At 63.3% G+C, this 26,471-nt stretch carries 26 protein-coding genes and 3 tRNA genes; 20 read left to right on the top strand and 9 right to left on the bottom strand.

Annotated elements, in window-relative coordinates; translation table 11 throughout:
• Positions 1 to 58: 58 nt before the first annotated feature.
• The 3 genes from BSY17_RS05585 to BSY17_RS05575 form a co-directional block, all read right to left on the bottom strand.
• Complete coding sequence (locus BSY17_RS05585) at positions 59 to 1,393, bottom strand: TldD/PmbA family protein (RefSeq protein WP_069064749.1); 1,335 nt, start codon at positions 1,391 to 1,393, stop codon at positions 59 to 61.
• Positions 1,394 to 1,414: 21 nt separating this feature from the next.
• On the bottom strand, positions 1,415 to 2,986 hold the full coding sequence (locus BSY17_RS05580; protein ID WP_237236433.1) for a TldD/PmbA family protein: 1,572 nt from the start codon (positions 2,984 to 2,986) through the stop codon (positions 1,415 to 1,417).
• Positions 2,987 to 3,339: 353 nt separating this feature from the next.
• Positions 3,340 to 3,416 (bottom strand) — tRNA-Pro (locus BSY17_RS05575).
• A gap of 210 nt (positions 3,417 to 3,626) precedes the next feature.
• On the opposite strand from BSY17_RS05575, the gene thyA reads away from it, so the two are divergent.
• From thyA to BSY17_RS05555, 4 genes are all read left to right on the top strand, one after another.
• Positions 3,627 to 4,517: a thymidylate synthase gene (gene thyA, locus BSY17_RS05570; RefSeq protein ID WP_069066808.1), complete on the top strand. Its 891-nt coding sequence runs from the start codon at positions 3,627 to 3,629 to the stop codon at positions 4,515 to 4,517.
• Between the two features lie 121 nt (positions 4,518 to 4,638).
• A complete protein-coding gene (locus BSY17_RS05565) occupies positions 4,639 to 5,937 on the top strand; it encodes a 3-methyl-2-oxobutanoate dehydrogenase (2-methylpropanoyl-transferring) subunit alpha (protein ID WP_069064747.1) in 1,299 nt (432 codons plus the stop codon).
• A 213-nt stretch (positions 5,938 to 6,150) separates the two neighbouring features.
• Positions 6,151 to 7,155, top strand: coding sequence for an alpha-ketoacid dehydrogenase subunit beta (locus BSY17_RS05560; RefSeq protein WP_069066807.1), 1,005 nt, complete (start codon positions 6,151 to 6,153; stop codon positions 7,153 to 7,155).
• Positions 7,156 to 7,255: 100 nt separating this feature from the next.
• Positions 7,256 to 8,572, top strand: coding sequence for a dihydrolipoamide acetyltransferase family protein (locus BSY17_RS05555; RefSeq protein ID WP_069064746.1), 1,317 nt, complete (start codon positions 7,256 to 7,258; stop codon positions 8,570 to 8,572).
• Between the two features lie 16 nt (positions 8,573 to 8,588).
• On the opposite strand, the gene BSY17_RS05550 is transcribed toward BSY17_RS05555, so the two are convergent.
• Together BSY17_RS05550 and BSY17_RS05545 are read right to left on the bottom strand one after the other, a co-directional pair.
• On the bottom strand, positions 8,589 to 9,332 hold the full coding sequence (locus BSY17_RS05550) for a class I SAM-dependent methyltransferase (protein WP_069064745.1): 744 nt from the start codon (positions 9,330 to 9,332) through the stop codon (positions 8,589 to 8,591).
• A gap of 82 nt (positions 9,333 to 9,414) precedes the next feature.
• A complete protein-coding gene (locus tag BSY17_RS05545) occupies positions 9,415 to 9,888 on the bottom strand; it encodes a hypothetical protein (protein ID WP_069066806.1) in 474 nt (157 codons plus the stop codon).
• 164 nt (positions 9,889 to 10,052) lie between these two features.
• Here BSY17_RS05545 and BSY17_RS05540 point away from each other — a divergent pair, with 164 nt between their 5' ends.
• The 3 genes from BSY17_RS05540 to BSY17_RS05530 all read left to right on the top strand — a co-directional run bounded on the left by BSY17_RS05540 (position 10,053) and on the right by BSY17_RS05530 (position 11,483).
• Positions 10,053 to 11,207, top strand: a complete 1,155-nt coding sequence (locus BSY17_RS05540; RefSeq protein ID WP_069064744.1) for an AI-2E family transporter — start codon at positions 10,053 to 10,055, stop codon at positions 11,205 to 11,207.
• A 42-nt stretch (positions 11,208 to 11,249) separates the two neighbouring features.
• Positions 11,250 to 11,326 (top strand) — tRNA-Asp (locus tag BSY17_RS05535).
• An 80-nt stretch (positions 11,327 to 11,406) separates the two neighbouring features.
• A tRNA-Asp gene (locus BSY17_RS05530) sits at positions 11,407 to 11,483 on the top strand.
• 93 nt (positions 11,484 to 11,576) lie between these two features.
• On the opposite strand, the gene BSY17_RS05525 is transcribed toward BSY17_RS05530, so the two are convergent.
• The 4 genes from BSY17_RS05525 to BSY17_RS05510 form a co-directional block, all read right to left on the bottom strand.
• Entirely contained in the window at positions 11,577 to 11,819 is a 243-nt protein-coding gene (locus BSY17_RS05525) for a DUF2842 domain-containing protein (protein ID WP_037473918.1), read from the bottom strand.
• Positions 11,816 to 12,397 carry a 5-formyltetrahydrofolate cyclo-ligase gene (locus BSY17_RS05520; protein ID WP_069064743.1) on the bottom strand — a complete coding sequence of 194 codons (582 nt, stop codon included), beginning with the start codon at positions 12,395 to 12,397 and terminating at the stop codon, positions 11,816 to 11,818. Before BSY17_RS05520 ends, BSY17_RS05525 begins: the two co-directional genes overlap by 4 nt.
• A 394-nt stretch (positions 12,398 to 12,791) precedes the next feature.
• Positions 12,792 to 13,127, bottom strand: coding sequence for a cell division protein ZapA (locus BSY17_RS05515; RefSeq protein ID WP_069064742.1), 336 nt, complete (start codon positions 13,125 to 13,127; stop codon positions 12,792 to 12,794).
• Positions 13,120 to 13,323, bottom strand: a complete 204-nt coding sequence (locus tag BSY17_RS05510) for a hypothetical protein (RefSeq protein ID WP_237236431.1) — start codon at positions 13,321 to 13,323, stop codon at positions 13,120 to 13,122. The genes BSY17_RS05515 and BSY17_RS05510 overlap by 8 nt, the downstream gene beginning before the upstream one ends.
• A 180-nt stretch (positions 13,324 to 13,503) precedes the next feature.
• On the opposite strand from BSY17_RS05510, the gene tkt reads away from it, so the two are divergent.
• The 13 genes from tkt (at position 13,504) to BSY17_RS05445 (ending at position 26,303) form a co-directional block, all read left to right on the top strand.
• The gene (gene tkt, locus BSY17_RS05505; RefSeq protein ID WP_069064741.1) at positions 13,504 to 15,471 is read left to right on the top strand and encodes a transketolase; all 1,968 of its coding nucleotides are present in this window, start codon (positions 13,504 to 13,506) and stop codon (positions 15,469 to 15,471) included.
• A gap of 33 nt (positions 15,472 to 15,504) precedes the next feature.
• The gene (gene gap / locus BSY17_RS05500; protein WP_037473927.1) at positions 15,505 to 16,515 is read left to right on the top strand and encodes a type I glyceraldehyde-3-phosphate dehydrogenase; all 1,011 of its coding nucleotides are present in this window, start codon (positions 15,505 to 15,507) and stop codon (positions 16,513 to 16,515) included.
• 137 nt (positions 16,516 to 16,652) lie between these two features.
• Positions 16,653 to 17,855 (top strand): phosphoglycerate kinase, encoded by a 1,203-nt coding sequence (locus tag BSY17_RS05495; RefSeq protein WP_069066804.1) that lies wholly within the window; start codon positions 16,653 to 16,655, stop codon positions 17,853 to 17,855.
• A 111-nt stretch (positions 17,856 to 17,966) separates the two neighbouring features.
• The gene (locus tag BSY17_RS05490; protein WP_069064740.1) at positions 17,967 to 18,872 is read left to right on the top strand and encodes a fructose bisphosphate aldolase; all 906 of its coding nucleotides are present in this window, start codon (positions 17,967 to 17,969) and stop codon (positions 18,870 to 18,872) included.
• A 77-nt stretch (positions 18,873 to 18,949) separates the two neighbouring features.
• Positions 18,950 to 19,657, top strand: a complete 708-nt coding sequence (thiE, locus tag BSY17_RS05485; protein WP_037473934.1) for a thiamine phosphate synthase — start codon at positions 18,950 to 18,952, stop codon at positions 19,655 to 19,657.
• A gap of 112 nt (positions 19,658 to 19,769) precedes the next feature.
• Positions 19,770 to 20,852: a L,D-transpeptidase family protein gene (locus BSY17_RS05480; RefSeq protein WP_069064739.1), complete on the top strand. Its 1,083-nt coding sequence runs from the start codon at positions 19,770 to 19,772 to the stop codon at positions 20,850 to 20,852.
• A 4-nt stretch (positions 20,853 to 20,856) separates the two neighbouring features.
• The gene (locus BSY17_RS05475; protein WP_069064738.1) at positions 20,857 to 21,435 is read left to right on the top strand and encodes a M23 family metallopeptidase; all 579 of its coding nucleotides are present in this window, start codon (positions 20,857 to 20,859) and stop codon (positions 21,433 to 21,435) included.
• A gap of 106 nt (positions 21,436 to 21,541) precedes the next feature.
• Positions 21,542 to 22,105, top strand: a complete 564-nt coding sequence (gene efp / locus BSY17_RS05470) for an elongation factor P (RefSeq protein ID WP_037473941.1) — start codon at positions 21,542 to 21,544, stop codon at positions 22,103 to 22,105.
• A gap of 153 nt (positions 22,106 to 22,258) precedes the next feature.
• Positions 22,259 to 23,071, top strand: coding sequence for an inositol monophosphatase family protein (locus BSY17_RS05465; RefSeq protein ID WP_069064737.1), 813 nt, complete (start codon positions 22,259 to 22,261; stop codon positions 23,069 to 23,071).
• A 128-nt stretch (positions 23,072 to 23,199) separates the two neighbouring features.
• Positions 23,200 to 23,574 carry an NADH-quinone oxidoreductase subunit A gene (gene ndhC, locus BSY17_RS05460; RefSeq protein ID WP_037473947.1) on the top strand — a complete coding sequence of 125 codons (375 nt, stop codon included), beginning with the start codon at positions 23,200 to 23,202 and terminating at the stop codon, positions 23,572 to 23,574.
• Positions 23,565 to 24,119, top strand: a complete 555-nt coding sequence (locus tag BSY17_RS05455) for a NuoB/complex I 20 kDa subunit family protein (RefSeq protein WP_037473949.1) — start codon at positions 23,565 to 23,567, stop codon at positions 24,117 to 24,119. The genes ndhC and BSY17_RS05455 overlap by 10 nt, the downstream gene beginning before the upstream one ends.
• Positions 24,120 to 24,231: 112 nt before the next feature.
• Complete coding sequence (locus BSY17_RS05450) at positions 24,232 to 25,068, top strand: NADH-quinone oxidoreductase subunit C (RefSeq protein WP_069064736.1); 837 nt, start codon at positions 24,232 to 24,234, stop codon at positions 25,066 to 25,068.
• Positions 25,068 to 26,303, top strand: a complete 1,236-nt coding sequence (locus BSY17_RS05445) for an NADH-quinone oxidoreductase subunit D (protein WP_037473953.1) — start codon at positions 25,068 to 25,070, stop codon at positions 26,301 to 26,303. Before BSY17_RS05450 ends, BSY17_RS05445 begins: the two co-directional genes overlap by 1 nt.
• Positions 26,304 to 26,471 lie beyond the last annotated feature (168 nt).

Below are 26,471 nucleotides of genomic sequence, written 5' to 3'. Positions count from 1 at the left end.
TGCTGCCACCTCCCCCGCCGGGGGAGGATCGTCCATCTGGTAGCCGTCAGCGCCAATATTACACCGCGTCCGACAGCGAGGTGAAGGTGAAGTCGCGCAGTTTCATGGGCGGGACCATGATGTTCATCGATACTTCGTCGGGCGGCACGCGGACGGGCTTGCCGAGTTCCTCGACATTGTTGAGCATGATCACCGGGCTTTCGTTGAACCGGAAATTCTTGATCGGATATTTGATCTGCCCGTTTTCGATATAGAAAGTGCCGTCGCGGGTCAGGCCGGTCAGCAACACCGTCTGCGGATCGACCATGCGGATATACCAGGTGCGAGTGACCAGCACGCCGCGCTGGGTCGAGCGCACCAGTTCGGCGGTCGACTTGGTGCCGCCCGTCATCAGGATATTGCCCATCTGGCCGACAGGCGCCTTGCCCTGCTTCTGCGCCCAATAGCGACTGTAATCCAGCGCGACGACCTTGCCGTCCTTGACGAGGTCCATGCGCTTGCGCGGGACGCCCTCTTCGTCCCAGGGCAGGCTTGGTGCGACCGGATCCCAGGGGTCGGTGTAGAAATTGACCTGCGGCCCGAACACCTGCTGGCCGATCTTGTTGCCGCCGCCTGCCTTCGACAGGAAGCTGCGGCCTTCATCGGCTTCGCGTGCGCCGAAGAAGTTGAACATGAAGCCGATCAGACCGGCGGCCGCCATCGGTTCCAGAATGACGGTATATTTGCCCGGCTCCAGCGCCCTGGCTTCGGACGAGGCCGATGCCTTGCGCATCGCGATCTGGATATCATCCTCGACCTTGAAGCGGGTGGCGTCCTGCGTATCGGTGCCGACCCAGCCGGACCCGCGCCCGTCTTCGGTGCGGACGGTGCAGGTATAATCCAGCACGGTCGAACGCTGATAGCCGAAATTGCCCTTGCTGTTGGCGAAGGCGACGAAGCTCTGGCCGTCCTCCAGAAAACCGGCGGCGATCAGATTCTGCGCCTTGCACGCCGTGATCGAGGCGGCGGCGACCTTGGCCCGATAGACGGGGGTGATCGCGGCGGTCGCTTCGCTGAAGGTCGGGCTGGTCTTATAGACCTGCTTGTCCACGGCCGGCATGAATTCCGGGTTTTCCGGGGCGAGCTTGGCCAGTTCTTCGGCGCGGCGCACGACTCGTTCGAGCGAGGCGTCGTCGAACTGGTTGATCGTGGCGATGCCGACCCGCTTGCCATAGGCGACCTGGACCTGCAGGTCGGTGTCGTCGGTCAGGCCGGCGGTCGAGACATTGTTGAGCGCAAAGCGTACATTACCCTGAATCTGGCCGGTCAGTTGCGCAGTGCATTCGTCGGCTTTCGACATGGCGACCACTTTGGTCAGAATGTCCTTCGCCTGTGCTTCGGTAAAGATGCCCATTATACTAACTCCCCTGAGCGATCAGCCGAGCGAACGCGCGGTGTTGATGACGTTGACGCCGTCGAAGCGGGTGGTCGATGACCCGTGCGACACGGCGGAAACCTGCGAAGGTTGTCCCTTGCCGTCGAAGAAGGAGCCGAACATGCGATAGTCGCTGGAATCGCAGATCGCCGAGCAGGCGGCCCAGAATTCGGGCGTCCTGATCTGATAGGCGACATCCTCCAGCGGCTGCGTGATCTTGCCGTTCTTGATCTCGTAGAACAAAGTGCCGCCGAACTGGGCGTTGTAGCGCTGTTGATCGATCGAGAAGGAACCGCGGCCGAGGATATAGATGCCATCCTCGACATTGCTGATCATGTCGGCGACGCTCATCTTGTCCTTGCCGGGTTCCAGCGAGATGTTGGCCATGCGCTGGAACTGCACATTGGACCAGCTGTCAGCGTAGGAGCAGCCGTCGCTTTCGCTCTTGCCCTCGATATGCGCCTGATCGCGGGTGGCCTGATAGCCGACCAGCTTGCCGTTGCGGATCAGATCCCACTTTTTGGTCTTCACGCCTTCATCGTCATAGGCCACCGCGCCCAGGCTGCCTGGCTGGGTCTTGTCGGCGACGATGTTGACCTTGTCGCTGCCATATTGGAAATTGGCCTTGAGCTTGTCCATCGTCGCGAAGCTGGTGCCGGCATAATTGGCTTCATAGCCCAGCACGCGATCCAGTTCGAGCGGATGGCCCACCGTTTCATGGATGGTGAGGCCGAGATGATTGGGGTCAAGCACCAGATCATATTTGCCCGGCTTCACCGATTTGGCGGTCAGCTTCTCGCGCGCCTGTTTGGTCGCGGCGATCGCGTCTTCCTTCATGTCGTAGGACATGCCGTAGCTGATGATGCCATTGGGACCGACGGTCTTGTCCGCTGCGCGCCCGTCAAGATATTCAAAGCCCAGGCCCATGGGCGCGGACAGGCCGTCGCGGACGCGGAACTTGCCGGTCTTCTTGTCGACGGCGGTGACTTCCATCGGCGCCCAGATGCGATGGACATCCTGGTCGATATAGCTGCCATCGGTGCTGGCAAAATATTTCTGCTCGTTCACCAGGAACAGGATGGAACTGATGAAGTCCGCGCCCGCATCCATGGCGGCGGCGTTGACGCCCATCAGCAGGTCGACCTTGTCCTTGATCGGCACGGTCATGCTGTTCTTGGCGATCGGCGTGCGCCAGGATACTTCGCCGACGCCCTTGACCGGGGCGAGCTGGACAGGCGCGGTCTGGGTCGGGGCGTTCGCCTTGGCAATGGCGACGGCCTGCTGCGCGGCCTTGGCCACGGCATCGGTGGTCATCGCATTGGTGGCGGCAAAGCCCCAGGCGCCGTCGGCCAGTACGCGGATGCCGACGCCGCTCGATTCGGTGTTGACGACATTTTCGACGTTGCGTTCGCGGGTGATGACGAACTGGCGCAGATAGCGGCCGACGCGCACGTCGCAATAGGATGCGCCCGCGCTCTTGGCGGCGTTCATCGCGGCGTCGGCCAGCGCCTTCTTGACGGCGACGTCGATCGCGCTGTTCAATTCTTCGGCGGCAATGACTTTGCCGAACATCGGTGGGAGGATAATCCCCCCGACACCCATGGCCCCAAAAGCCAGAAAATCACGTCTGTGCAAGGTTCGTCTCCCACCTGCGGAACGCCCGCATGATGCGGGTCGGATAGTGATTGGGAAGCGGCCGGTCGGCCGTCCGATGCGGGGGATCATCGCCGGGTGGACGCGGCGGGTCAAATATCTTTTACATTCGAACAACATGGGGGTCGCCGCTTTCGACATATGACATCTGTCGAAAGCGGCTGGCCAGATGGATGCGAGCGCCGCAGTCGCGCGAGTGCGCGACATGAAAGACGAGCGCGGAAAGGCGTTCCCCCGCAAGGGGTTGATCTGTTCGAAGCTGTTAAGAAATGTGGTCGGGGAAAGAGGATTCGAACCTCCGGCCCCTGCCTCCCGAAGACAGTGCTCTACCAGGCTGAGCTATTCCCCGACCGATGCCGACGCCGCCGTGAAGCGACCCCGTAAGGCAGGCCGCAGCCTATAGAGACGGGTTTTCGGGCTGGCAAGCGGCGAGCGACGCTTTTTTTACGGGGCGGAGCGATGCCCCGATGCGCTAAAGCCTGTCGATCACAGATTCGATTCCGACAGGACCAGCACCTTGCCCGACACGCCCCATTATGAGCAGCAATATCTCGACCTGATGCGGCATATCTGGCGGCATGGCGACGAGCGGATCGACCGTACCGGGGTCGGCACCCGGTCGATCCTGGGGGCGACGATGCGCTTCTCTCTGGCCGACGATGCGGTGCCGCTGCTCACCACCAAGCGGGTCTATTGGAAGGCGGCGGCGCGCGAGATGCTGTGGTTCCTGACCGGCGACACCAATATCCGCGAACTGGTGCGGCAGGGGGTGCATATCTGGACCGACTGGCCGCTCGACGCCTATCGCAAGGCGACGGGCGAGACGATCAACCGGGATGCGTTCGAGGCGCGGATCATCGCGGATGAGGGCTTTGCGCTGGAGTGGGGCGATCTGGGGCCGGTCTATGGCGCGCAATGGGTGAACTGGCCACGCTACGAACCGGCGGGCGAGGGGCTGTATCGTCGGGCGGAGAAGGGGCATAACCAGATTGCCGCGCTGGTCGATGCGATCCGGGCGACGCCGGGATCGCGGCGCTTGCTGTTTACCGGCTGGAATGTCGCCGAAGTGGCGCAGATGGCGCTGCCGCCCTGCCACATGACCTATCAGTTCCAGGTGTCGAACGGGAAGCTCAACGGCTTGCTGTTCCAAAGGAGTTGCGACCTGGGCCTGGGCTTTGCCTTCAACATATTCGGCCTGTCGATGATCACCCGGATGCTGGCGCAGCAATGCGACTTGGAGCCGGGTGAGGTGGTCTGGCAGGGGGGCGATGTGCATCTTTATCTCAACCATGCCGCGCTGGTGGAGGAACAGATGAGTCGCATTCCGTCGGGTGCGCCGAAACTGCGGATCAAAAGCCGACCTTCATCCATTTTCGATTATGCCATCGAGGATTTCGAGGTGGTCGATTATGCGCCGCAATCCCACATTTCCGCGCCCGTCGCCGTGTGAAGCGGACAGCGAGGCGGACATAGGTTTTAGAAAAATTGGGTAAGGGAGGCTTGCCTTTCTTGGCGTTGTAATTTAATATCCAAGTCAAGCAATATTATTGCAACGCAGCATAGGAGGCAGGATGACCGATCCTCTCGATATTGGAGCCACGCTAGGCGAACAGGGGCGCAACCTGCCCCCGTTGCGCCTGCATGTGCCAGAGCCGCCAGCCCGGCCGGGCGAGAGCGCCGACTTCACCCATTTCGATATCCCCGCCGCCGACGCCGCGCCCCGCCCGGACGAAGCGGCGCAGCCCGCGACCATGCGCGACATGGCCTATGGCCTGGTGCGTGTGTTGGACGAAGAGGGTGCGGCGGTGGGGGCGTGGAACCCCAAGCTGCCGCCCGAAACGCTGCTGCGGATGCTGCGCGCGATGGCGCTGACCCGCGCCTTCGACGCGCGCATGTTCCGTGCCCAGCGGCAGGGGAAGACCAGCTTCTATATGAAGTCGACCGGCGAGGAGGCGGTGTCGATCGGCGCGGCCTTGGCACTGTCGCGAGATGACATGTGTTTTCCAAGCTATCGCCAGCAGGGCATATTGATCGCGCGCGACTGGCCCATCATCGACATGATGAACCAGATTTATTCCAACAAGGGCGATCGGCTGAAGGGCCGCCAGCTGCCGATCATGTATTCGGCGCGGGATGCGGGCTTCTTCTCCATCTCCGGCAATTTGACCACGCAATATCCGCAGGCGGTTGGCTGGGCGATGGCGAGCGCGGCGCGGGGCGACACGCGGATCGCGGCGACCTGGTGCGGCGAGGGATCGACGGCGGAGGGCGATTTCCATTCGGCCTGCACCTTCGCCAGCGTCTATCGCGCGCCCGTGATCCTGAATGTCGTTAATAATCAGTGGGCTATCAGCAGTTTTTCAGGTTTTGCGGGCGCGGAGTCGACGACCTTCGCGGCGCGCGCGATCGGCTATGGCATTGCCGGCCTGCGGGTCGATGGCAATGATGTGCTGGCGGTCTATGCCGCCACCCGCTGGGCCGCCGACCGGGCGCGCGCCAATGCCGGGCCGACGCTGATCGAACATTTCACCTATCGCGTTGAAGGGCATAGCACGTCGGATGATCCGACCGCTTATCGTTCCGCCGAGGAAAGCAGCCTGTGGCCGCTGGGCGACCCGATCGCGCGGTTGAAGCAGCATTGCATTGGCTTGGGCATCTGGGACGAAGAGCGGCACGCCGCGATGGACAAGGAACTGGCCGAATATGTCCGCGACGCCGCGCGCGAGGCGGAGAAGAACGGCATCCTTGGCCACGGTCTGCATCATCACCCGATGGAATCGATGTTCGAAGATGTGTTCGAAGAAATGCCCCGGCATTTGAAGGACCAGCAGCAACAGATGCTGGATGAGTGGAAGGCGGCGGGGTTGTGATGGGGCACCATCTTCGCCTCTCCCCGGCGGGGAGAGGATATCGTAGCTTGGCGGCTTGCCGCCTAGCGAAGGTTGGAGAGGGGGCTCTGCTTTCGCCTTTCATCGCCGCCGTTCACCCTCTCCCAGCTTCGACTAGGCGGCAGAGCCGCCAAGTCTGCGCAACCCTCTCCCTCAAGGGAGAGGGAAGGAACGCCCATGACTGATATGCAACAGATGACCATGATCCAGGCGATCAACAGCGCCATGGACGTGATGATGGAGCGCGACTCGACCGTTGTGGTGATGGGCGAGGATGTCGGCTTTTTCGGCGGCGTGTTTCGCGCGACCGCGGGCTTGCAGGATAAATATGGCAAGAACCGCGTGTTCGACACGCCGATCACCGAATGCGGGATCATTGGCGTGGCGGTGGGCATGGGGGCCTATGGCCTGCGGCCGGTGCCGGAGATCCAGTTTGCCGACTATATCTATCCCGCGCTCGACCAGTTGGTGTCGGAAGCGGCACGGTTGCGCTATCGGTCGGCGGGCGAGTTCACCGCGCCGATGACGGTGCGGTCGCCCTTTGGTGGCGGCATTTTCGGCGGTCAGACGCATAGCCAAAGCCCCGAAGGCATCTTCACCCATTGTTCGGGGATCAAGACGGTGATCCCGTCCACCCCCTATGACGCCAAGGGGCTGTTGATCGCGGCGATCGAGGATAATGATCCAACGCTCTTCTTCGAGCCGAAGCGCATCTATAATGGTCCGTTCGACGGCCATTATGATACGCCGGCCAAAAGCTGGGCCGGGCACCCCGATGCACAGGTGCCGACCGGCTATTATCGCGTTCCGCTCGGCACCGCGCGCATCGTGCGGCCGGGCGAGGCGCTGACCATCCTCTGCTATGGCACGATGGTCCATGTCGTCGAAGATACGGTCAGGGCGATGGGTATCGACGCGGACATTGTCGACCTGCGCAGCCTGATCCCGCTCGACATCGACACGATCGAGGCGTCGGTGGAGAAGACGGGCCGCTGCCTGATCGTCCATGAAGCGACGCGGACCAGCGGCTTTGGCGCGGAATTGCTGGCCCAGGTGCAGGAGCGCTGCTTCTATCATCTCGAAGCGCCGATCGAGCGCGTCACCGGCTTCGACACGCCCTATCCGCACAGTCTGGAATGGGCCTATTTCCCTGGCCCGGTGCGTATCCGCGAAGCCATTACCAAGATCATGAAGGACTAAGCCTTCACCCAGCTTCCGTTCGTTTCGAGCGAAGTCGAGAAACGGAAGCGCAGTTTCAAGTCAAGTGTCTCGACTTTGCTCGACACGAACGGAGCTTTTTATGGCCCTTTTTACATTCAAGCTGCCGGATATCGGCGAAGGCATTTCGGAAGCCGAGATCGTCGGCTGGCATGTCGCGGTCGGTGATCGGGTCGAGGAAGACCAGCCGATCGCCGACATGATGACCGACAAGGCGACGGTCGAGATGGAAAGCCCTGTCGCGGGCATCGTCGTCCGCCTGGCGGGCGAGCCGGGCGACCAGATTCCCATCGGCGCGATGTTGGTGGAGATTGAGGTCGAGGGCGACGAGGTAGCTGCGCCGCCGCCGCCTTCGGTCGAGGCGATCGAGGCGGAGGTTCCGGGTGAAGCGGTCATCGACCCGACACCCTCTCAATCCGTTCGCCCTGAGCCTGTCGAAGGGCCGACCTTTTCTTCCGCGCCAATCGCCAAGGAAGAAGGGCAGGGCTTCGACAAGCTCAGCCCGAACGGACCTGTAAGTTCCGTGGAGTCGCACGCCTCGCCCATCCTCGCAACCCCCGCCGTGCGTGCCCGCGCGAAGGATTTGGGCATCGACCTGGCGCAGGTGAAGGCCAGTGGCGAGCATGTTCGTCATGCCGATCTCGATGCTTTCCTGCTCTATGGCGAAGGGCAAGGCTATCGCCCGGCGGGGCGGTCCGCCACGCGGCCGGACGAGCAGATCAAGGTGATCGGCATGCGTCGCCGCATTGCCGAGAATATGGCGGCGTCCAAGCGCCATATTCCGCACTTCACCTATGTCGAGGAAATCGACGTGACCGCGCTGGAAGCGTTGCGCGCGCAGTTGAACGACGGGCGGGGGGATCGGCCCAAGCTGACCATGTTGCCGCTGCTGATCGTCGCTTTGTGCAAGGCGTTGCCTGATTTTCCGATGCTCAATGCCCGTTATGATGATGAAGCGGGCGTGGTCACACGCCATGGATCGGTGCATCTTGGCCTCGCGACGCAGACCGATGCGGGGTTGATGGTGCCCGTGATCCGCGATGCGCAGAACCGCAATGTCTGGCAGCTCGCCAGCGAAATCCGCCGCCTTGCCGACGCCGCGCGCACCGGCAAGGCGAAGTCGGAGGAATTGTCCGGCTCCACGCTGACGCTGACATCGTTGGGGCCGTTGGGCGGCATCGCCACGACGCCGGTCATCAATCGGCCCGAAGTCGCGATCATCGGTCCCAATCGGGTGATCGAACGGCCCATGTTTAGGGGCAAGGAGATCGTCGCGGCGAAGCTGATGAACCTGTCGATCAGTTGCGACCATCGCGTGGTCGACGGCTTCGACGCAGCGAGTTTCGTCCAGGCCGTGCGCAAGCTGTTGGAAGCGCCCGCTTTCCTGTTCGTGGATTGATAAAGGGGCAGGGTGCCTATTTCGTCAGGACGACGATGGCACCCTGTTTCACATCCGGGCTGAACAGCATCCGCACCGCGCGCTGCATCATCTTCCAGCGCCGCTTGCTGAGCCAGCGGCCCGAATAGTCGCGTTCCTGATAGAAGGTGCTGTGGAGCAGCGCCGGGATCGGCAGCACGCGATGGCTGGTAAAGCCCGCCTCGCGGCCACGCGCGATGATGAGGTGGGGCGGCATGTCGCGTTCGGCGACGCCGAACTTCGCCATCGCCTCGATCGATTCGGGCGACTGGCTATGGCCTTCGCCCGGTTCATGGGTGATCAGCATCCCGCCCGGCTTCAACGCGCGATAGGCGCTGCGGATCGCCAGCGCTTCGTCATCGGCATGATGGAGCGCGTCGAAGAAGAGCGCAGCGTCGAACTGGCCGTCCAGGTCCAGCGCTTCGAAGTCGCTGCATAGGAAAGTCGTGCGGTCGCCAACGCCATTGATCCGGGCATTCTCCTGCGCCAGCGCGATCATGTCCGGCGCGATGTCCTGCCCGGTCACGCTATAGCCCGCGCGGGCGAGGAACTGGCTGGTCCAGCCGCCGCCGCAGCCCAGGTCCAGCACGGCGGCCGGGGCCGGGGGCAGCAGGCTGATGATGAAGCCGATCGACGCCAGTTGGATGCCGCATTGCGGATCGGAAAAGGGCTTGTTCAGCGAATGATCGGCACCGCCTTCCCCCAGATTGGCGAGATAGGCGCGCTCGGCGTCTTTGGACATCAATGGGGTCTCCGGTCGAGCCGACGGCCCTAGACCGTGGCGTCGCCCTGCTCAAGCGCGCTTGTCGCTACCCTTGTTCCATTCACCGTATCGTCGCGCGATAGCTCAGCCGTCCGGCCTGGCCCGGCGGGACACCGTCAGGCAGTGTCCAGCGGACATGGGTGATGTCGGCCGGGACTGCTCGGCGCACGCCGCCGAGCGGCGTCGGCAGCCAGAGTTGCGCCATGCGGCCCCATCGCACGCCGCCATCGACGGAGACTTGCAGGGCGGGGTCGGACGGGTCGAGTTCCACGCCCTTGGGCAGTGGCCGGACCAGCGCATAGTCGCGCAGCGGTTCGCCGCCCTGGTTGCGCCAGTGGACCATGACGATCAGTTGGTCGCCCGGTGCGACGCGGTTCGCGCTGGCCAGCACGCGCCGGGTGCGGCCGTTGACGTCGGTGCTGACGCGCTCGACGAACATCTGCGTATCGACGCGCACGGCGGGCTGCGCCTGCGCGACCTGCGCGCCGATGATGATCGCCAGCGCGCCCAGCGCTGATCCAGTGGCTGTCTTCATGCCGAACCCCGTTGTCGCATCCCCGATGGCGGACATAGACCCCGCCGCCCAATATTTGGTTAAGAGGCTGAATTTGCGGCATCGGCACGCGCATCGTTTTGCAAATTGACGGCCCGCGACGGGCAGCGCACATCTTGGCGAAACTATTGGCGAATCGGACAAAAGTGACAGTCGGTGAACAACAGGAAATCAACCGCAGGCGCGACCGGCTGCTGGCGTCGATCGCGCTGACGGCGGGCATTGGCCTCATCATCGCGCTGCCCTTCGCCTTGCGGGCGGGGGCGGAGTTTTTCCTGCCGCTGACCGCCGCGCTGGTGATCGCGATCGCGCTGGTGCCGTTGCTGGAGTGGATGGAGCGACGCCGGTTGCCATCGGGGCTGGCGGCGTTGCTGGCGCTGATCGGCTTCCTGCTGGTCGCCAATACGGCGCTGGTGCTGATCATCGTGCCGGCGACCGACTGGTTCCGCATATTGCCCGAACGATTGCCGCAAATTCAGGCCAATCTCGCGCCGCTGATCGATTTCTACGCCAATTTGCAGCGGTTCGTGGATGAAACCGTGCGGATGCTGGCGACGGGGCCGGTGGCGGCGGCGCAGACGGCGGCGATCGACACGCCGCGCTCGTTGTTGCAGTTCGCCGCCGCCTCGGCGCCGTCCGCCATCGTGCAGATGGTGTTCGCGCTGCTCATCATCTATTTCTTCCTCGCCGGATGGACCCGCCTGCGCCGTCGCACGATCAACAGTCGCGACAGTTTCGACGGCGCGCTGGCGGTCGCGCGGGTGATCCAGAATGTGGTCGATGCGACGTCGGCCTATGTCATCACCATCGCGACGATTAACCTGGGGCTGGGGTTGGCGGTCGCCGTATCGCTGTGGCTGATCGGGATGCCGTCGCCCTGGATGTGGGGCGGCATCGTCGCGTTGCTGAACTTCATTCCCTATTTCGGGCCGATGCTGGCCGCCGTGCTGCTGGGGCTGGGCGGCCTGATGGTGTTCGACGATATTTGGGTGGCGTTGCTGCCTGCGGCCTTGCAGGTCGGTTTCCACATGGTCGAGGCCAATGTGGTGACGCCGACCGTGCTGGGGCGGCGGTTGACGATGAATCCGCTGCTGATCCTGGTGTCGCTGGCCTTTTGGGGATGGGTGTGGGGCACACCCGGCGCGTTACTGGGCGTGCCGCTGCTGATCATCATCCAGACCGTGGTGCAGGCGGCGGGAACGCCCGATATCGCCGGTTTCCTATTCGAGCAGGGGACGTTGACGGTTGCGCCGCGCAAAGAAAATGACGAGAATGGCAAAACAGCCGAAACGGACGGTTGACAGTTTTGGCGCGCGCCCATAGACGGCGCTTCCACACCGAACGCGGGTGTAGCTCAGTTGGTTAGAGTGCCGGCCTGTCACGCCGGAGGTCGCGGGTTCGAGCCCCGTCACTCGCGCCACTTTCCTTGACCGGAAGGTGGAAAGGTTCCCGGATCAGCATCGTCTGGCGGACTTGGTGTGGAAATAGATGTCACCCTGCGCGGGTGTAGCTCAGTTGGTTAGAGTGCCGGCCTGTCACGCCGGAGGTCGCGGGTTCGAGCCCCGTCACTCGCGCCACTTCCTTGCCGATGCAGGAAGTGACGCAAACCGCGCAGAGGATCGGGGCGATCAATAGGCCCGATGTTCACTCCCCCCTTAAGCGATTAGGCGTCAGCCGCGACGCCAGCGTCCGGTTTCCATCCAGGCCAGCAGCCGCCGGAGCGGCAACACCCAGATCCAGATGATGCCGAGCGCCAGATAGATGGGCACCTGCACCCACATTGGTAGCAGGCCGATCTGACCCGACAGGCTGCCCACCATCACCGCCCACAGCGTGATCAGGCCGACGATCGCCAGCATCCCCACGGGCTTGCGCCAGCTGGGCTGATGATAATGGCGCGGGTCGATGCTCATGCGTCCGGTCCTTCGATCAGTTCGGCTTCGGTCAGGATGATGTCGAGCGGCAAGTCCCATGGGTCGGCGGGCACATCGTCCAGTTCCTGCGCCGACCAGGCAAGGCCGATGCGCAGCGCGTCGGGAAAGCGGGCGAAGGCGCGATCATAATAGCCGCCGCCCTGGCCCAACCGGTTTAGAGCGCGGTCGAACCCCACCAGCGGCGCGATGATCGCGTCGGGCGTCACGGGACCATCGCCCGGTTCGGGATGGCTGGTGCGGAAGGGACCGGGCACGAGTGGAGCGTCCGGCGTCCAGGGCAGGAAATCCATCGACCCCAGCCGGTCCAGCACGCGCGGCAGCGCCACCCGCTTGCCCATGGCGATCAGCGGGGCCGCAAGGCGCTGCGCCGGCGCTTCGTCGTCCAGCCCCATATAGAGCGCCACGCTGCGCGCATCGGCGAGACGCCGGGCGAGCGGGGAAGGCAGCACTTTGAACGCCAGCCGATGCGCCAACGGATCGAGCGTAGCGACGAAGGCACGCCGCTGATCGCGCGCGAGGACGCGCAGGTCGGCTTTGTCGGCGCTGTCGCTATTCACTCAAATGTCTGCCTGGTCATTGCGGTTTTCCCGTGCGTCAAACGATCCTCCCCCTGTGGGGGAGGTGGATGGCCGTAGGCCAGCCGGAGGGGTGTCACCCCCTCGATAGGGTGACACCCCTCCGTCAGGGCTTCGCCCTGCCACCTCCCCTTCCAGGGGAGGATGGGCGTGTATCGAATAGGTCAGGGGCATCATCACCAAATCATTAAGCGCATTTGGCAGGGGTGACGGGACCACCTTGGCCGTGTGCTGGAAGATCCTCTGACGCCTCAACGTCAGGTGGGGACCATGTAGATCGGGCCGGAACCCGCCCAGGGACAGCCCCCTAGGATGTGCTTATCGCCTCAGGGATGTTCGCTAAAGCTCGTACCAGGCAGTACCCGTCATCCCCAATCTAGGCGTGCGGAACGGGCGCGGCAAGTCTCTCGCGCAGCTTTTCTATCCGCGCCGTCAGCGCCTCGACCGCCTGCGCCGCATCGTCATCCTGCGTTTCCAGCGCCAGTCTCTCCTGCCGCCCCGCAACCTCGCGGCGCAGCTCGGTCACCTCGTCGGCCAAGAAGAGCGCGGCGAAGAGCAGGTTGCGCACTTCGGTCATGCCCGGCATGCCCTGCTGCGCGGCGCGGGCCTTGCCATCGATCATCGCCGCAAGCTGCGCCAGATGCGCTTCCTCGCCATCGCGGCAGCGTATGTCATATTGCCGTCCGGCAATCTGCAGCGTGGTTTCAGCCATGGGCCTTGGCTTTCAGGTCATCGATCAACTGATCGAGCGAGCGCAAGGCTTCGCGGGCGGCTGGCAGGTCGATCTGGGGTGCGTCTGGCGGCGCAGGGGGCGGGATGGCCGCGACGAAATGGGTCACATCCTGTTCCAGCCGACCGATCGCCCGCTCCAGCGTGCCGATCGCCAGCATCATGCGCTCGCTTGCCATGGCTCAAGCATAGCCCGATTCACGCGCCTACAAAAGCAGTCTTTGGGCCTAAGCGACGGGCATTGCGCCCCGCTATGGTTGACGCATGGGGCTTGACGCGACAAAGGAAGCGCGATCTCGACTCGTTCGCCCGCCCGCAAACGATCCGCCCTATTCGTTCAGGAAAGACGCCCGCCCATAATGACCGTCACTGATAAGTCGCTCGCCAACGCCATTCGCGCGCTTTCCATGGACGCGGTGCAGGCCGCCAATAGCGGTCATCCGGGGATGCCGATGGGGATGGCCGATGTCGCGACGGTGTTGTTCAGCGATTATCTGAAATTCGATCCGACCCAGCCCAAATGGGCCGACCGCGACAGGTTCGTCCTGTCGGCCGGCCATGGCTCGATGCTGATCTACAGCCTGCTGCACCTGACCGGCTATGCGCGGCCGACGATCGAGGACATCGCTAATTTCCGCCAGTTGCACAGCCCCTGCGCCGGCCATCCTGAGAATTTCGAGCTGGCGGGCGTGGAAGCGACCACTGGCCCGCTTGGCTCCGGCCTCGCCACCGCCGTCGGCATGGCGATTGCCGAGCGGCACCTGAACGCGCAGTTCGGCGACGATCTGGTCGATCACCGGACCTGGGTGATTGCGGGCGACGGCTGCCTGATGGAAGGCATCAACCATGAGGCGATCGGCCTGGCCGGGCACCTGAACCTCGGTCGCCTGATCGTGCTGTGGGACGATAACAAGATCACCATCGACGGCGCGGTCGACCTGTCGAGCAGCGAAGATGTGCGCGCGCGCTATGTCGCCACCGGCTGGCATGTCGTGTCGTGCGACGGCCATGACGTTGCAGACGTGCGCCGCGCGCTGGCCGAAGCGATCGCCGATCCGCGTCCCTCGCTCGTCGCCTGTGCGACCAAGATCGGCTATGGTTCGCCCAACAAGGCGGGCACATCGGGCGTGCATGGCTCCGCGCTGGGTACGGACGAAGTCGCGGCCGCGCGCGAGTTTCTGGGCTGGACCGCCGAACCCTTCGTCATCCCCGAAGATATTGCCGCGGCCTGGAAGGCGATCGGCGCCAAGGGCGGCGAGGCGCGCACCGCATGGGAAGCCCGCCTCGCAAGTGACGAGAAGGGCGGCGAATTTGCCCGTCGCATGGGCGGCGACCTGCCCGCCGATTTCTCGCTCGAAGCCTATATCGACGGCCTGATCGCCGCGCCGCAGAAGGTCGCGACGCGCAAGGCGAGCGAATTGGCGCTGGGCGCGATCAACGACTTGCTGCCCGAAACGCTGGGCGGTTCGGCGGATCTCACCGGCTCCAACAATACCAAGACCAAGTCGACCGGCCCGTTGACCAAGGATGCTTATGCGGGTCGCTATGTCTATTATGGCATTCGCGAATTCGGCATGGCCTGCGCGATGAACGGCATGGCGTTGCATGGCGGCGTGATCCCCTATGGCGGCACTTTCCTGGTCTTTTCCGACTATATGCGCGGTGGCATCCGCCTCGCCGCGTTGCAGCAGCAGCGCGTCATTCATGTGCTGACCCATGACAGCATCGGCCTTGGCGAAGATGGTCCGACCCATCAGCCGATCGAGCATGTCATGTCGCTGCGCATGATCCCCAACCTGGACGTCTATCGCCCGGCCGACATCGTCGAGACGGCGGAATGCTGGGAACTGGCGCTCAAGGACGCGACCGGCCCATCGGTGCTGGCGCTGACCCGCCAGAACCTGCCGCAGTTGCGCACCGAAAAGAGCGAGAATCTGTGCGCCAAGGGTGCCTATCGCCTGCGCGCCGCGACCGGCGATCGCCGGGTGGTCATCATGGCCACCGGGTCGGAAGTCGAGATCGCCGTCGACACCGCCAAGCTGCTGGAAGAGCAGGGCATCGGCGCCGACGTCGTGTCGATGCCGAGCTGGGCGCATTTCGAGGCGCAGCCGCAATCCTACAAGGATGAGGTGCTGCCCTATGATGTGCTGCGCGTGTCGATCGAGGCGGGGACGACCTTCGGTTGGGAACGGCATACCGGTATTGGTGGGCTGCGCTTTGGCATCGACAGCTTCGGGGCGTCCGCGCCGGCCGAAGCGCTGTACGACCATTTCGGCCTGACCGCCGTGAAGATCGCGCCGCAGATCGTGGTCGCGCTCGACAACTAATCGACAATCAACACCTTAAGGGAGGCTAGTGCAGTGGCAACGAAGGTAGCAATTAACGGTTTCGGACGTATCGGCCGCCTGGTGGCGCGCGCCATCCTCTCGCGCACCGACCATGACCTGGAACTGGTCAGCATCAACGATCTGGGCGACGCCAAGGCCAACGCGCTGCTGTTCAAGCGTGACTCGGTCCATGGCAATTGGAAGGGTGACGTCAGCGTCGACGGCGATTTCCTGGTCATTGACGGCAAGCGCATCGCCGTCACCGCCGAACGCGACCCCGCCAATCTGCCCCACGCGGCGCAGGGCGTTGAAATCGCGCTCGAATGCACTGGCATTTTCGCCGACAAGGGCAAGGCCAGCGCCCACCTGACCGCCGGAGCCAAGCGCGTCATCATCTCCGCGCCCGCGACCGGCGTGGACAAGACGATCGTGTTCGGCGTCAACCATGATGCGCTGACCGCCGACGACATCGTCATCTCGAACGCCAGCTGCACCACCAACTGCCTGGCCCCGCTCGCCAAGGTGCTGCACGATGCGATCGGCATCGAGCGCGGCTTCATGACGACGATCCACAGCTATACCAATGACCAGAACACGCTGGACCAGATCCACAAGGATATGCGCCGCGCCCGCGCCGCCGCCCTGTCGATGATCCCGACCACCACGGGCGCTGCCCGCGCTGTGGGTGAGGTTATGCCGGAGCTGAAGGGCAAGCTGGATGGCTCGTCGGTCCGCGTGCCGACCCCGAATGTGTCGGTGGTTGATTTGAAGTTCGACGCCAAGCGCGCCACGAGCGTCGAGGAAGTCAACGCGCTGCTCAAGGCCGCTTCGGAAGCAGGGCCGCTCAAGGGCGTGCTGGGCTATTCGGACGAACCCTTGGTCTCGATCGACTATAATGGCGACCCGCGCAGTTCGACCGTCGACAGCCTGGAAACCGCCGTCATCGACGGCACGCTGGTCCGTGTGCTCAGCTGGTACGACAATGAATGGGGCTTCTCCAACCGCATGATCGACACCAGCGGCGTGGTGGCGAAGTTCCTGTAAGATACTGAGGGGGCAGGGTGACTTGCCCCCTTTTCGTCATCCCGGCGAACGCCGGGATCCCGCTTTTCTTCTCTTCGGCGATACAGGAAGAGTGATCCCAGCTTTCGCTGGGATGACGGATGCATCAGGAAGCCAACATGACCAAGCCGTTCAAGACTCTCGACGATATGGGCGACATCAGCGGCAAGGCCGTGTTGGTGCGCGAAGACCTCAACGTGCCGATGCACGAAGGGTCGGTCAGCGACGACACCCGCCTGCGCTCGGCCATGCCGACCGTGCTGGAACTGGCCGATCGCGGCGCGAAGGTGCTGATCCTCGCCCATTTCGGCCGTCCCAAGGGCCAGAAAAACCCCGAATTTTCGCTGTCGAAGATCACCCGCCCCTTGAGCCAGGTGCTGGGCCGCGAAGTCCAGTTCATTCCCGATTGCGCCGGTCAGGCGGCGATCGATGGCATTGCGGTGATGCGCCCCGGCGACATTGCGATCCTGGAGAACACCCGTTTCCATGCGGGCGAAGAAAGCAACGACCCGGTGCTGGCCAAGGCGATGGCGGCGATCGCCGACATGTATGTCAACGACGCCTTCTCCGCCGCGCACCGTGCCCATGTTTCGACCGAGGGCATCGCCCACAAGCTGCCCGCCTTTGCCGGACGCGCGATGGAGCGTGAGCTGGATGCGTTGCAGGTCGCGCTGGGCACCCCGGTCAAGCCGGTCGCGGCAGTCGTGGGCGGGGCGAAGGTCTCGACGAAGCTCGACGTGCTCAACCATCTCGTCACCAAGGTCGATCATCTGATCATCGGCGGCGGCATGGCCAACACCTTCCTCCACGCGCGCGGGGTCGATGTCGGCAAGTCGCTGTGCGAGAAAGATCTGGCCGACACCGCCGAAGCGATTTTCGACAAGGCGGAGGCGGCCGGTTGCACCATCCATCTGCCCTATGATGTGGTGGTGGCCAAGGAATTCGCCGCCAACCCGCCATCGGTGCGGACGTGCAACGTGCATGAAGTTGCGGCGGACGAGATGATCCTCGACGTCGGCCCGGCCGCTGTCGAGGCGCTGGCCGATGTGCTGAAAAATTGCCGGACATTGGTATGGAACGGCCCGCTCGGCGCGTTCGAGATTGCGCCGTTCGACACCGCCACGGTCGCGCTGGCGCGCACGGCGGCGGCACTGACCAAGGAAGGCCAGTTGACCTCGGTCGCGGGCGGGGGCGATACCGTCGCCGCGCTCAACCATGCAGGCGCAGCGGCCGACTTCACCTTCGTATCGACCGCAGGCGGCGCGTTCCTAGAATGGATGGAAGGCAAGGACTTGCCCGGCGTCAAGGCGCTGATGGCCTGACGACAGGCTGATAGCCAGCGCCCGCCCATGGAGAGGGGCGGGGCGCTGGCGCAGGATTGACCAGGTGCCGCCGAGGGGGCGGGGCCTCTATCATGAAGAAGGTATGTGCAGATGCTGGATCAGACCATGAAGCAGAAGATCGCCGACGGGGAGGGCTTCATCGCCGCGCTCGACCAGAGCGGTGGATCGACGCCCAAGGCGCTCAAGGGCTATGGCATCGAAGAGGGTGCCTGGGCCAATGACGAGGAAATGTTCGGCCTGATCCACGCGATGCGCAGCCGCATCATCACCTCGCCCGTATTCACCGGCGACAAGGTGCTGGGCGCGATCCTGTTCGAGCGCACCATGGACGGGACCGTCGATGGCAAGCCGACCCCGCAGGCGTTGATCGACAAGGGCGTCGTGCCCTTCATCAAGATCGACAAGGGGCTGGAAGACGAAGCCAATGGCGTCCAGTTGATGAAGCCGAACCCCGATCTCGATGTGCTGCTGCACCGCGCCAAGGCGCTGGGCGTATTCGGCACCAAGGAGCGTTCGGTCGTCAACCTCGCCAACCGCGAAGGCATCGCCGCCGTCGTCAAGCAGCAGTTCGAAACCGGGCAGCAGGTGTTGGCCGCCGGGCTGATGCCGATCATCGAGCCCGAAGTGAACATCAAGTCGCCCGAACGCGCCGAAGCCGACGCGATCCTGCTCGACGAACTGGTCAAGGCGCTCGACGCGCTGCCGGAAGACCAGCAGGTGATGCTGAAATTGTCGCTGCCGACCAAGGCTGGCCTGTTCGATCCGCTGGTCGATCATCCCCGCGTGCTGCGCGTCGTCGCGCTGTCGGGTGGCTTTGCCCGTCCCGAAGCCTGCGTCGAACTGGCCAAGAATCGTAGCATCATCGCCAGCTTCAGCCGCGCGCTGCTCAACGACCTGCGCCACCAGATGAGCGATGATGAGTTCAACGCGGCGCTCGGCGAAGCGATCGACGAAATCCACGGCGCATCGGTCGCCAAGACGCCGGTTACGGCCTGAACCGGATCGGCCGGGCGGGCTTTGCGCCTGCCCGGCACCCCTTCCCCGGATCGGCGGGATCGGTTAGGGCATCGGCCATGACCGATTTTACCGATGAAGAACTGGCGCTCGATCCGCATTTTGCCGATCAGTTCCAGACGGGCTTTCGCCCCGCTTGCCAACTTTACCTGATCTCGCCGCCCGCGATCGATGCGGACTTTGCGCCGCGCCTGGCGCAAGCGTTGGAAGGCGGCAAGGTTGCAGCGTTTCAGTTGCGGCTCAAGGGGCTGGATGATCACGCCATCGCCGCGCTCGCGCCGCCGCTGCAGGCGATCTGCGCCGAGCATGAAGTTGCCTTCATCGTCAACGACAGCATTGGCCTCGCCAAGCGGTTAGGCGCGGATGGCGTGCATCTGGGGCAGGAGGATGGCGACCCGCGCGATGCACGCAAGCAGCTTGGTCCGAATGTCCAGATCGGTGTGACCTGTCATGACAGCCGTCACCTGGCGATGGAAGCGGGCGAGGCGGGGGCCGACTATGTCGCCTTTGGCGCGTTTTTTCCGACCACGACTAAGGAAACGCAGCATCGTGCCGAACCCTCGATCCTGGGCTGGTGGACGACTTTGTTCGAACTGCCCTGCGTCGCGATCGGCGGCGTGACGGCGGAGAATGCCGGGCCGCTGGTGATGGCGGGCGCGGATTTCCTGGCGGTCAGCAGCGCGGTATGGGATCATCCCGAAGGCCCGAAGGCGGGCGTCGCCGCGTTCGCCGAGGTGCTGGCGAGCAAGCCCCCGCCGCCGCGTTGAGCCGCGTCGGTCCAAATCCACGCCCAACGCAGCTTTCCGCGTCATCATGCGTTTCTCGCCCATAGTCCGGGAGAGAATTGCCTTGAACCACCACCGCCTGTTGCCTCGCCATATGCTTTTGCTCTCCGCGCTGTTGTGCAGTGCGTGCAATGTGTCCGTCACCGATGACAATGACAGCGCGCCAGCGGCCGACGCCGCCGCACCGGTCAATGGCACTGTCGCTGCACCGGCTGCTGCTAACGAAGCCTATGATTTTCAGGTCGTAAGGGAGCAGAATGCTTGGCAGGCCGACCGCATTTTCCAGGCGCAGGTTCAACTCGACCGCTGGGGGTTCTCGCCCGGCGTACTGGATGGCAAGGATGGCATGTCGTTCAAGGCTGCGGTGCGCGGTTTTCAAGAGGCGAACAAACTACCCGTAACCGGCAACTATGACCAGAAAACCGCGATCGCGCTGCTGGAAGGCGAAGCGCGGCCGACCACCTGGCTGGTGCGCATCCCGGCCGACTTTGCGCGTGGTCCCTTTTTCGACATGCCCAAAGGGATGACTGAAAAGGCGGGGCTTCCGGCGCTGACCTACCGTAATTTGCTCGAAAAGCTCGCCGAGCGTTTCCACACTACGCCGGAATTTCTCGTCTCGATCAACCCGCCGGGCGCCAAGGTCGGTGCGGGCACCACCATTCGCGTGCCCGCGATCGAGAATCAGGCGGTGGCGCAGATCGAGGGTGACGAGCGCGGCTGGGGCGCGACGCTCGCCAGCCTTGGCGTCGCAAAGGATCAGCCGCAGGCCGATCATCTGGTCGTCGACAAGTCCGAGGGGCTGCTCAAAGTCTATGACGCCGACAATCGCCTGATCGCGCAGTTCCCCGCCACCATGGGGTCAGAGCATGATCCGCTGCCGCTGGGCGAATGGACGATCAAGGGCGTCGCCCGCAATCCCGACTATCATTACAACCCCGCACTCTTTTGGGATGCCGGGGCGACGGACGAGAAGGCGGTGTTGAAGCCTGGCCCAAACGGCCCGGTCGGTGTCGTGTGGATCGACCTGTCGAAGGATCATTACGGCATCCACGGCACGCCGGAACCCCAGACGATCGGCCGGACCGAAAGCCATGGCTGCGTCCGTTTGACCAACTGGGATGCCGCGCGACTGGCGCAGATGGTCAAGCCGGGGACCAAGGCGAAGTTCCAGGCGTAGGGCTATGCCGACGACCTTTCCTTGGCGTCGGTGGCTATGGGGCGCGGGGGCGGTCGCGCTGTGCGTCGCCTTCGCGCATTTTTGCGTGCAGATCGTCCCAGCCTATGCACCGCTCCCGAATGCCAAAGCCCCTGCCACTCAGTCGATATCGGGCGCGCTGCTGATCCCGGTCGAAGGCGTGCCCGCGTCGGCGTTGACCGACACTTTCACCCAGGCCCGCGCTTTGGGCGAAAGATCGCATGATGCCATCGACATCATGGCGGCGCGAGGCAGGGCGGTGCTGGCTGTTGCCGATGGCCGGATCGACAAAATCCATTGGAGCGATGAGGGCGGGCGCACCGTCTATCAGCGCGCGCCCGATGGACGCACACTCTATTATTACGCGCATCTCGATCGCTATGCGCCGGGCCTGCGCGAGGGGCAGATGGTGCAGCGTGGCCAGCGGATCGCGACCGTGGGCAGCACCGGCAATGCCGATCCCGGTGCGCCGCACCTGCATTTCGCCATCCACCGAGCCAGCCCGAACACGCCTTGGCACGGCGGCAACCCCATCAATCCCTATCCATTGCTGACCGCGCTTTGACCTTTCCTGCGCCCCCTTGCCCTTCGCGCCGTCCCGCTGTAAACGGCCGCCCAGCCTCCCGCGAGGCCGGCTCTTTCACTCTTGAACATATAGGCAGGCTCTTCCCATGAAGATCAGCGGCGTGGACATTCGTCCCGGCAATAATATCGAATATGAGGGCGGCCTGTGGCGCGCTGTCAAGATTCAGCACACCCAGCCCGGCAAGGGCGGTGCCTATATGCAGGTGGAGTTGAAGAACCTCATCGACGGCCGCAAGAACAATGTCCGTTTCCGCTCCGCCGAAAGCGTCGAGCGTATCCGGCTCGATACCAAGGATTTCCAATATCTCTATGCCGAAGGCGACATGCTCGTCTTCATGGACAATGAGACCTATGAGCAGATCAACCTGCCCAAGGAACTGCTCGGCGACGCCGCCGACTTCCTGCAGGACGGCATGGAAGTGACGCTGGAAATGTATGAGGAGCGCCCGATTTCGGTGCAGCTGCCCGACACCATCGAAGCGACGGTCGTGGAAGCCGACGCCGTGGTCAAGGGGCAGACCGCCTCGGCCAGCTACAAGCCCGCGATCCTTGACAATGGCGTCCGCGTCATGGTCCCCCCGCATATCGTCAGCGGCACCCGCATCGTCGTCGATGTGTACGCCCGCGAATATGTGAAGCGCGCGGACTAAGCCGACCAGATACGCCCCTCCCTTTCAAGGGAGGGGTTGGGGTGGGTCGAGACCGGAGGGAGCGTCTGACCTGACCCCTGATGTTGCAGGCGATTGCCGTGCAATCGCACCCACCCCCGGCCCCTCCCTGAACAGGGAGGGGGGAGAATTAAAATGGCATCCCATTCAGGCCTTCTCACCGTCATGGAACGCGCCGCGCGCAAGGCGGGCGGCAAGCTGCGTCGCGACTTCGGCGAGGTCGAGCATCTTCAGGTGTCCCGCAAGGGACCGGCCGACTTCGTGTCGAAGGCCGACGAGCAAGCGGAAAAGACGCTGGTCGAGGAATTGCAGCGCGCCCGGCCCGACTGGGGCTTCCTGCTCGAAGAAGGCGGCGTGATCGAGGGCGACCCGACCAAGCCGCGCTGGATCATCGATCCGCTCGATGGCACCACCAATTTCCTGCACGGCATCCCGCATTTCGCCATCTCGATCGCGGTCGAGGAACCGCTTTATGGCGGCAAGCGCGAGATCACGACCGGCCTCATCTATCAGCCCTTCACCGACGAAAGCTATTGGGCGGAGAAGAATCGCGGCGCCTGGCGTCATGATCAGCGGCTGCGCGTTTCCGCGCGCCGTGACCTTGCTGATTGCGTCATCTCGACCGGCATTCCCTTCATGGGCCATGGCGACATGGGGCAGTGGGTGCGTATTTTCGGCGCGGTCGCACCGTCGATCGCGGGTATCCGCCGTTTCGGGGCCGCCTCGCTCGATCTCGCTCATGTGGCGTCGGGCCGCTATGATGGTTTCTGGGAAAGCGGTCTGCAACCCTGGGACGTCGCGGCCGGCATGCTGCTGGTGCGCGAAGCGGGCGGTTTCGTCAGCGATTTTCGCGGTGGCGAGCAGATGATCGAGCGCCGCGAGGTGATTGCGGGCAATGACGCCATCCACAGCAAATTGCACAAGTTGGTGGCAAACGCCCTGCGCTAAGGTGCAGCTAGGCCAAGCGCTTCAAGCACTTGGCCTTTTTGCGATTCATTCTCACAGCCTTGGCCCCTTGCTTCGCATATGCAGCAGGCCTAAAGCGCCCCGACAACCTTTTCGCCCAGGGGATACCATTGGTCGATCTTGCCCAATATCTGCCGATCCTGCTCTTTTTGGGGATCGCTTTGCTGCTGTCCGGCACGTTCGTTTTCCTGCCGATGCTGGTCGGTCGCCTGACCGGCGCGCATAAGCCGGACCCGGCCAAGCTCAGCGAGTATGAATGCGGCTTTCCCGCTTTCGAAGAGCCGCGCAGCCAATATGACGTGCGCTTTTATCTGGTGGCGATCCTCTTCATCATCTTCGATCTTGAAGCGGCATTCCTGTTTCCCTGGGCGGTTAGCCTCGACCAGATCGGCTGGGCCGGCTGGGCGACGATGATGATTTTCATAGCGGAACTGGTGCTCGGTCTCGTCTATGCGTGGAAGAAGGGAGCGCTCGATTGGGAGTAGAACTCTATAACCCGGCGCCCGGCACCTTGCCGCCCGTCGGGACTCAGCCCGATCAGGATTTCTTCAACTCGCTCAACAGCGAAGTGAATGACAAGGGCTTCCTCGTCACCTCGACGGAGGATCTGTTCACCTGGGCACGCACCGGTTCGCTGTGGTGGATGACCTTCGGTCTCGCCTGCTGCGCGGTCGAGATGATCCACGTCAACATGCCGCGCTACGACATGGAGCGTTTCGGCGCCGCCCCGCGCGCCTCGCCGCGGCAGAGCGACGTGATGATCGTCGCGGGTACGCTGTGCAACAAGATGGCTCCCGCGTTGCGCAAAGTTTACGATCAGATGTCTGAACCGAAATATGTCATTTCCATGGGCAGCTGCGCCAATGGTGGGGGCTATTATCATTACAGCTATTCTGTAGTGCGCGGGTGCGACCGGATCGTGCCGGTCGACATCTATGTACCGGGTTGCCCGCCGACTGCCGAAGCGTTGCTCTATGGCGTGATGCAGTTGCAGCGTAAGATCCGCCGGATCGGGACGATTGAACGGTAATGACAGGCATGACGTCTCTTTTTCACCGTTCGTTTCGAGCGAAGTCGAGAAACCTGTTCCTGGCACAGTGCGAGCGTATCTCGACTGCGCTCGATACGAACGGAGGTCTGTAATGGGCCATTCCGCACCCCGGATCGCGACCATCGATGGGATCGCGCAGGAAATCGAGGCCCTGCTGGGTTCGATGCTGATCGAAACCGTCGATCATGTCGATGAACTGACCTTTACCGTACTGCGCGACGCGCTGCCGCAGGCGTTGACGCTATTGCGGGATCAGGCGCACTATCAGCAGCTGATGGAGATTGCGGGCGTCGATTATCCCGACCGTCCCGAACGGTTCGAGGTCGTCTATCACTTGCTGTCCGTGACTCGGAACCATCGCGTCCGCGTGAAGGTGTCCACCGACGAGGATATGCCGGTGCCGACCGTCACGCACCTCTGGCCGGTTGCCGGCTGGCTGGAGCGCGAAGTGTTCGACATGTATGGTGTCGTGTTCGACGGCAATACCGACTTGCGCCGCATCCTTACCGATTATGGGTTCAAGGGCCATCCGCAGCGCAAGGACTTTCCGCTGACCGGCTATGTGGAGCTGCGCTATTCCGAGGAAGACAAGCGCGTCGTCTATGAGCCGGTGAAGCTGGCGCAGGATTTCCGCAGCTTCGACTTCATGTCGCCGTGGGAAGGCGCGGAATATATATTGCCCGGCGACGAAAAGGCGCCACAGGCCCCCGGCGCGCCGACGCCCGCACCGGCTGCCCCTCCGCCGCCTGCTGCGCCCAAGGGAGATCCCGCGGCATCGACGCCCAAGACGACCGAGAAGAAGGCCGACACCGGGGCTGGCGAAGCGGCGAACAAGGCCTCGCAAGTCAAGTCGGAAGATGCGTCGACCAAGGCGGCTTCGGCCACCGATGAAGGCGAAGGCGTCGCCAAGCCGGAGGACAAGGCGTAATGGCTGATTATCTCGACGAACTGGAGCATCGCACCGATGCGTCGGACCCGACTTACGGCGATACCGAGATCCAGAACTACACGATCAACTTCGGCCCGCAGCATCCCGCGGCGCATGGCGTATTGCGCCTCGTCATGGAACTGGAAGGCGAGATCGTCGAACGCTGCGACCCCCATGTGGGCCTGCTGCATCGCGGCACCGAAAAGCTGATCGAATATAAGACCTATTTGCAGGCTTTGCCCTATTTCGACCGGCTCGATTATTGCTCGCCGCTCGGCATGGAGCATAGCTATGTGCTGGCGATCGAGAAGCTCCTGAACCTGGAAGTGCCGCTGCGCGCGCAATATCTGCGCGTGTTCTTCGCGGAACTGACCCGCATCTGCAATCATATGCTCAATCTGGGGTCGCACGTCATGGACGTCGGCGCGATGACGCCGAACCTGTGGATGTTCGAAATCCGCGAGGATTGCCTCAACTTCTTCGAGCGCGCTTCGGGCGCGCGGATGCACAGTGCCTATTTCCGCCCCGGCGGCGTGCATCAGGATGTGCCGCTCAAGCTGCTCACCGACATCGCCGACTGGCTCGACACCCGCCTGCCGCGCCTGTTCGAGGATGCGATCAGCCTGGTCGCCGACAACCGCATCTTCAAGCAGCGCAATGTCGACATCGCCGTGGTCAGCAAGGAAGACGCGCTGAAATGGGGCTTTTCCGGCCCGATGATCCGCGGTTCCGGCATCCCCTGGGACATCCGCAAGTCGCAGCCTTATGACGTCTATGATCGCGTGGATTTCGACGTGCCCGTTGGCACCAATTTCGACTGCTATGATCGCTTCATGGTCCGCGTCGAAGAGGTCCGCCAGTCCGCGCGCATCATGAAGCAATGCCTCAACGACATGCCCGAAGGCCCGATCGCCAGCTTCGACCGCAAGGTTTCGCCGCCCAAGCGTGGCGAGATGAAGCGGTCGATGGAAGCGCTGATCCATCACTTCAAGCTGTATACCGAGGGCTTCCACGTTCCGGCGGGCGAAGTCTATGTCGCGACCGAAAGCCCTAAGGGCGAATTCGGTGTCTATCTGGTCGCGGACGGCTCCAACAAGCCCTATCGCTGCAAGATTCGCCCGACCGCGTTCAGCCATTTGCAGGCGATGGACTTCATGATGAAGGGCCATATGCTCGCCGACACCACCGCCGTCCTCGGCGCCATGGACATCGTTTTCGGGGAGTGTGACCGATGAGGAAGCGTGAGCGACTTCCGATTTGGATACACGCTCTAGTGCTCGGCTTTGTAGCAGTTGCGCTAGTCAGCTTGGGTAGGGTTGTTGACCTCCAAAGTGGTTTTATCGCTGGCGCAGCTTCGTTCATAAGTTTCCTTTGGTTCTATCGCGGCGCGGACGCCGTGAAAA

This window comes from Sphingobium sp. RAC03 (assembly GCF_001713415.1).
GTDB lineage: Bacteria > Pseudomonadota > Alphaproteobacteria > Sphingomonadales > Sphingomonadaceae > Sphingobium.
Note: the sequence above shows the minus strand (reverse complement) of the source record. Positions and strands in the feature narration are given on the sequence as shown.